The organism is Micromonospora sp. NPDC048898 (genome assembly GCF_043198035.1).
Lineage (GTDB): Bacteria > Actinomycetota > Actinomycetes > Mycobacteriales > Micromonosporaceae > Micromonospora.
This window is the reverse complement of record NZ_JBICUF010000040.1, coordinates 1-6,730: the sequence shown is the minus strand read 5'-3', so window position 1 is coordinate 6,730 and position 6,730 is coordinate 1. Positions and strand designations below refer to the sequence as shown.

2 protein-coding genes are annotated in these 6,730 nt (G+C 75.0%); both read right to left on the bottom strand.

The genetic code is table 11. The features are described 5' to 3' along the window. A partial coding sequence (locus ACGFIQ_RS36110; RefSeq protein WP_393250823.1) for a beta-ketoacyl synthase N-terminal-like domain-containing protein occupies window positions 1-287 on the bottom strand: 287 nt, incomplete at its 3' end. Further along, window positions 284-6,730, bottom strand: a 6,447-nt coding sequence (locus tag ACGFIQ_RS36105) for an acyltransferase domain-containing protein (protein WP_393250821.1), incomplete at its 5' end; no start/stop codon positions are given. The genes ACGFIQ_RS36105 and ACGFIQ_RS36110, both read right to left, overlap by 4 nt.

Sequence of the window (6,730 nt, the reverse complement as noted above, 5' to 3'; positions counted from 1 at the left end):
TCGGGGTCGGGGTGGTAGTAGCGGTCGTTGTCCCAGCGGTCGGTGGGGATGGGGGTGATGGCGGTGCGGGCTTCGGTGAGTAGTCGCCAGAATTCTTCGGGGCCGTCGGCGCCGGGGAAGCGGCACCCGATGCCCACCACCGCGATCGGCTCGGTACGCGCCGCCCGCAGGGCGGCGGCCTCGGCCCGCGCCACCCGCAACTCCAGCAGCGCCCGCCGGAGCAGGTCCTCCCGCTCCGAACGACTGTCCCGCTCCTCGGGCACTGCTGTCGCGTCGACGGCCCTCATGCGGTGCCTCCCGTGTCCAGCTCCTGCTTCAGGAGCCCCAACAGGTCGTCCTCGCTCAGGTGGGCGAGTTCCGCTTCCAGCCCGGCCAGGTCCACCGCCGGCTCGGCCCGGTGCGCCGCCTGCTCGGTCGCGCCGTTCGGGGCCCGGCCCGGTGGCTCGGGTGGCCCGCCGACCAGCTCCGACAGCAGGAACCTGGCCAGCGCCGCGACCGTGGGGTTCTCGAAGGCCGCGGTGGCGGGCACATCGGTGCCCAGCCGCCGGGCGAGCCGGTCGCGCAACTCGACGCTGGTGATCGAGTCCATCCCGGCGTCGAAGAAGCCGAGTTCGCGGTCCATCCGGGACCCGGTCGGCCGGCCGAGGACCACCGCGAGTTCGACCTGTACGGCGTCCTCCAGCATCCGGACGCCGGCCGTCGAGTCGCCGGCCGCACGCAGTCGGCGGGCGAACTCCTCGTCGTGGGCGCCGCCCGTCTCGCCGGTCGGGCGCATCGTCGCGAACATCGGCCGCGAGCGCTTCGCCTCCAGCACCGGGAGCAGCCTGTTCCAGTCCAACGGGGCAACCGCGACCTGGCACCGGATCGGGGCCTCGTCGGGGGCCACACCGGTGAGCCGGTCCAGCGCGGCGAAGCCCAGGTCCCGGCTCACCGGCGCGGTTCCGGTGGCCAGGAAGGACTCGCCGTGCTCCCGGGCGAGTGAGCCGTCGGCCCACCAGCCCCAGTCGACGGTCAGGGCGGGATAACCGCGCTGCGCGCGGTCGTGCGCGAAGACGTCCTGGAAATGGCACGCGGCCACGAGGTGCCCGGCGAGCGCGGCCCCGAAGACCGACCAGGCCGAGCCGCAGGACACGAAGAAGTCGAGCGCGGCATCCTCGGCCGCGGCGGCGACGACGAGCGTGCCCTCGACCTTCGGCCGCAGGATCGCGCGGAACCCGGCCCAGTCGATGTCCGCCAGCGGCCGGAGTTCGAACAGGCCCGCGGCGTGGATCACACCACGGACGGCCGGCCACGGCGCACGGTGCGGGTCGAAGACCGCCCGCATCGCCACGGGGTCGGCGACATCGCCGTCCGGGGTGTACACCGTGGCACCGTCGCGGCGCAGCCGTTCGATGGCGGCGAGGGTGTGGCGTTCGGCGTCCGCCGGGTCGGCCCGTCCGGCCGCTGTTCCCTCCCGCGCCAGCGGACCGCGTCCCAGCAGGACCAGGTGCCGTGCCCCGCGTCGGTACAGCCACTCGGCGAACAGCACGCCCAGTGCCCCGCGACCGCCGGTGATGAGATACGCGGCCTCGGGGTCGAGCGTGAGTGGCGTGGGTACGACGTCGCCGGGACTCCGGCCGGCATCGACTCGTACCAGCCGGGGAACCATCCGCTGTCCGGCGCGGTACGCGACCTGGTCCTCGGCGTCCGGGTGCAGGATCTCGCGGGCGATCGTCGCGGCCTCCGCGTCGGGGTCCGGGTACCGCGCGTCGAGATCGATCTGGCCACCCCAGACACCCGGCTGCTCCATCGACACGGCGCGTCCGAGCCCCCACGCGGGTGCCAGCACCGGCACGCACGGCGCATCGCCGGCCGGGACGGCACCGCGGGTGACCGCCCAGAGGCGTGCGCCGGCCGCGATACCGGGCGCCGACAGTGACCGCGGCGCGATCAGGAGCGGGCCGCACGAGGCGCTGAGTGCCTCGTTCCACTCCGGCCCGGGCGTCCGCAGGGCCGGGTCGGCGTCCAGCGCGGCAAGGTGAACGACGCCGCGCAGTGTGTCACCGGCGCCGCGGATCGCCTCCGCCACGGCGGAGAACCCGTCGTGTGGGCTCAGCGTCTGTGACCGGACCAGGACGCAGGTGTGACCTGCCGCATCGAGGAGCGCGGCCAACCGGTCCGCGACGCCGTCCGGGCCGGCGCCGGTCAGCACCCAGCAGCCGGCGTCCCCGGAACCGCCGGTGCCGTTCGCCGAGGCGGGATCCCGGGAGTCCGGCTGCCAGGCGACCTCGTACAGGGACGCGTCGACGTCGTGCTGGACGTCCCGCTCGGGACCGCCCTGCTGCGGCGTACGCCCATTCGACGTGGCGGCCGGTGGGGAGACCTCCGCGCCGCGCGTCGTCCCGGGCCAGGCCGGCCGATCGGGAATCCAGAACCGCTCCCGCTGCCAGGGATAGCTCGGTAGCCGGACCCGTCGGCCGTCACCCGGTTGCAGCGCCGCGTGGTCCAGCGGGTGGCCGAGGACGTGCAGCGCCCCCGCGGCGTCGAGCATCGACGTACGACCGTCGTGGTGCGCGCGCATCGACTCGACCGCGACGACCCCGGTCCCGTACCCGTCCAGGCACTGCAGGATGGGGGTCTGCAGAGCGGGGTGCGCGCCGACCTCCAGCACGACGTGGTGTGCCGGCCCCGCGGCCCCGCGCAGCGCTTCCGTGAAGAGCACGGGTCCGGTGACGTTGCGCGCCCAGTAGTCGGCATCGGCGAAGCGGGGCTCCGCGGGCCCGCCGGTCACCGTCGAGTACACGGCCAACGTCGGCGGTGCCGGGGCGAGAGCCCCGAGTTGCGCCCGCAGCGCCTGTGCGGAGTCCGCCATCGCGGGCGTGTGGAACGCGTACTCCTCCTGGACTGTCGACCAGAACACGCCCCGGGAGCGGAGCGCACCCGCCAGCTCCACCATGGCCGGGCGGGTGCCCGCGACGACTGTGTTGCGTGGGCTGTTCACCGCCGCGATCGACACCGCCGCGCCGTAGGGCGCGATCACCTCGGCGGTCTCCCGCCGGTCGAGCCCGACGACCGCCATCATCCCGCCGCCCCGGGTCGCGCCCATCGCTGCCGCGCGTCGTACCGCGACCTCGCAGGCCTGTTCCAGGGTGAGGCAGCCGGCCGCGTAGGCGGCGGCGATCTCGCCCACGCTGTGGCCGATCACCGCGTCGGGCCGTACACCCCAGGCGTGCCACACCTGGGTGATCGCCGCCTGGACGGCGAAGATCGCGGGCTGGGCGACGACCGTGTCGTCCAGCCGCGACCGCTCCGGACCGGCGAACAACTCGTCGCGCAGCGACCAGCCGGCGAGCCGGCGCACCACCGCGTCGCAGCGCTCGACGACCTCGTCGACGGCAGGATGGCGGGTCAGGGCGCGGCCCATGCCGGGCCACTGCGAGCCCTGCCCGGAGTAGACGACGATCAAGCGGTCGCGGCCGTCGCGGCGCGCGACGCCGCGGCGGACGCCGATCAGCTTCTCCCGCCCGCCCGCGCCCGCTCCGCGCCGGCCGCGCACACCGCGACCGGCCTCCACCGACCGGGCCAGCAGGTCCGCCGCCCGCTTCGCGGAGTCGGCGACCACGGACAGCCGGTACGGCAGGTGCGTGCGGTGCAGCGCCGCGGTGCGGGTCACGTCCGCGAGGACCAACGCGCCGTCGGGTGCCTGCTCGAACATCCGCCGGTACGCCTCGGCCGTGTCGTCGAGCGCCTCGGGCGAGTGTGCGGACAACAGCAGCAACTGGGGGTCCGGCTGGTCGGGGCGAGACGAGGGCGGCCCGGAGTCCGGCGTCCCCGCGGATTCCGGTGCCTGCTCCAGCAGCACGTGCGCGTTGGTGCCGCTGAAGCCGAACGAGCTGACCCCGGCGATCCGGGAACCGTGCCGCGGCTCCCACTCGACGGGCCGTGCCGGAACCCGGACGGGGATCTCCCCCCACGGGATGTGCGGGCTCGGCTGTTCGAAGTGCAGGTGGGCGGGGATCTGGCGATGGCGCAGGGCGAGCGCCACCTTGATCAGACCAGTGATGCCGGCCGCCGCCTCCAGGTGCCCGATGTTGGTCTTGACCGAGCCGACCCAGAGCGCGTCGTGGCGGTCGGATTCCGGGCGCAGCGCGTCGACCAGGGCGCTGATCTCCAGCGGGTCGCCCAGCGGTGTGCCGGTGCCGTGCGCCTCGACGTAGCCGACCTCGTCGCGCCGTACTCCCGCGTCGCGCAGCGCGTCGCGCAGCACCGCGACCTGCGCGCGCCCGTTCGGCACCGTCAGCCCGGCGCTGCGGCCGTCCTGGTTGACCGCGGAACCCCGGACCAGCGCCCAGATCTGGTCACCGGCGGCCTGCGCGTCGGCGAGCCGTCTGAGGACGACGACCCCGCAGCCCTCGCCGCGACCGTAGCCGTCGGCCTGGGCGCTGAACGACTTGCACCGCCCGTCCGGGGCCAGCGCGCGCATCCGGGTCAGGCTCGCCGTGGTCAGCGGGGACAGCATGAGGTTCACGCCGGCGACGACCGCCAGGTCCGTCTCGCCGGAGCGCAGGCTGCGGGCGGCCAGGTGCACGGCGACGAGCGAGGACGAACACGCCGTGTCCACGGCGAGACTCGGGCCGTGCGTGCCCAGCAGGTGCGACAGGCGCCCGGCGGCCACGCTGAAGGTGTTGCCGGTGGCCAGGTACGGGTCGTCGGCGGCGGCCGGGTGCGCCGCGAGCAGCTGCAGGTAGTCGGAGGTGTTGATGCCGACGTACACGCCTGTCGCCGAGCCGTCGAGCGTCTCGACCCGGACGCCTGCGTCTTCGAGCGCCTCCCAGGAGACTTCGAGGAGCAGCCGCTGTTGCGGGTCCATGCTGCGTGCCTCGCGGGGCGAGATGCCGAAGGCGGCGGCGTCGAACCCGTCGACCGGGCTCTCCAGGAAGCCGCCACGCCGTCCGTAGGAGGCGGCACCGTCGGACCGGGCCGGCGTGTCCCAGCGGTCGCCGGGCACGTCGCCTGTGGCGTCGCGCCCGTCGCTCAACAGCCGCCAGAACGAGTCGGGGTCGACCGCACCGCCGGGCAGCCGGCACGCCATGCCGACGATCGCAAGCGGTTCGGCGGTGCCGGGTCGCGGTGCGCGCGGGGCGGGCTCGACGGCCGGTCGGGGGGCGGGTACGGGCAGCCGGACGTCGACCGGGGACGGCTCGATCCGCGCCAGATACTCGGCCAGCCGGCGGATCGTGGGGTGGTCGAAGACCAGGGTCACCGGCAGTCCCAGCCCGAGTTCGCCCTCCAGGCGCGTACGGATCTGCATGGTCATCGCCGAGGTGAGTCCGAGGTCGAACAGGCCGATGTCGGGGCTGAGCTCCTCCGGGCGGTGCAGCCCGAGCACCGCCGACAACTCGGTCTGCAACCGGTGGACCAGGTCGCCCACCCGGGCCGGGTCCGCGCCCGCCGCCGCGACGGGGAGGGGCCGCGGCGCGGGGGAGCGCGCGTCCGTGGCCGCGCCTGCCGTGCCGTCGACCGAGCGGGCCTCGACGGTGCCCGGGCCGGCCGGACGCTGTTTCGGGAGCCAGTGCTCGCGGCGTTCGAAGGGATACCGGGGAAGGTCCGGCAGCACCTCCGGGCGGGCCGTCTGCGGCGACCAGTCGACCGGGCCGCCGGCGACCCAGGTCCGTGCGAGTGCCTCGACCAGTCGCCGGCGCGGTTCGGTCGTTCGGGGCAGCGAGGGGACGCAGGTCCACTCGGCGCCGCTGGCGGCCGCGACCGCAGCCGCCGAGGCAAGTAGGCCGCCCGGCCCCAACTCGATCAGGATCGTGGTTCCCCGGTCCAGGGCGGTGCGCAGGGCCTCGTCGAAGTGGACGGGCGCGCGGCTGTGCCGGACCCAGTACTCCGGGGTGGCCGCCTCGGGCCCGGCGAGCAGCCCGGTGGTGTCCGACACGAACGGCACCGTGGCCGGTCGCAGGGCGGTCTGCGCGAATGCCTCGCCCAGCGCGCCGAGCATCGGCTCCACCTGCGCGGTGTGGAAGGCGACAGGCACGGACAGCCGCACCGTGCGCAGGCCCTCGTCCGCCGCCAGCGCCGCGAACTCGTCGACGGCGTCGGACGGTCCGGCGATGACCGTCTCCCGCGGGCCGTTGCGCAGGGCTACGTGGACGGTGCCGTTGGCGACGGGTGCCAGGCTGGCCAGGCGTGCCGGGTCGCCGAACACCGCGAGCATCGTGCCGTCGCCCGGCAGGTCCGCGATGAGGTTCCCGCGTACGGCGCTGAGACGGGCGCCGTCCTGCGGCGAGACGATTCCGGCGAGTGCGGCCGCCGCGTACGCGCCCGCGCTGTGCCCGAGGACGGTCTGCGGGACGATCCCGTGTGCCCGCCACCAGGCGGCCAGTGTCCAGGCCAGCGCGTAGAGCGCGGACTGGGTGTGGCGCGGGTCCTCGCGGTCCGCGGATCCGTTCGGGGGGTCGAGCAGGACGTTGATCCCCGCCTTGCCGGCCGGCCCGGCCTCGTCCGCGAGCGAGTCCAGTGCCGCGGTGATGAGCGGGTCGTCCTGGTAGAGCTCGGCCAGGGCGCCGCGCAGCGGCGTGCCGTGGCCCGGCACCAGGAAGGTGATGTGGGTGGTGGTGGTGGGTGGGGTGTGGTGTTGGGTGAGGTGGGGGTGACCGGTGTTGGTGGTGAGGGCGGTGAGGGCGTGGGTGAGGTGGGTGGGGTTGGTGGTGGTGATGGCGGCGCGGTGGGGGTGGTGGGTGCGGGTGTG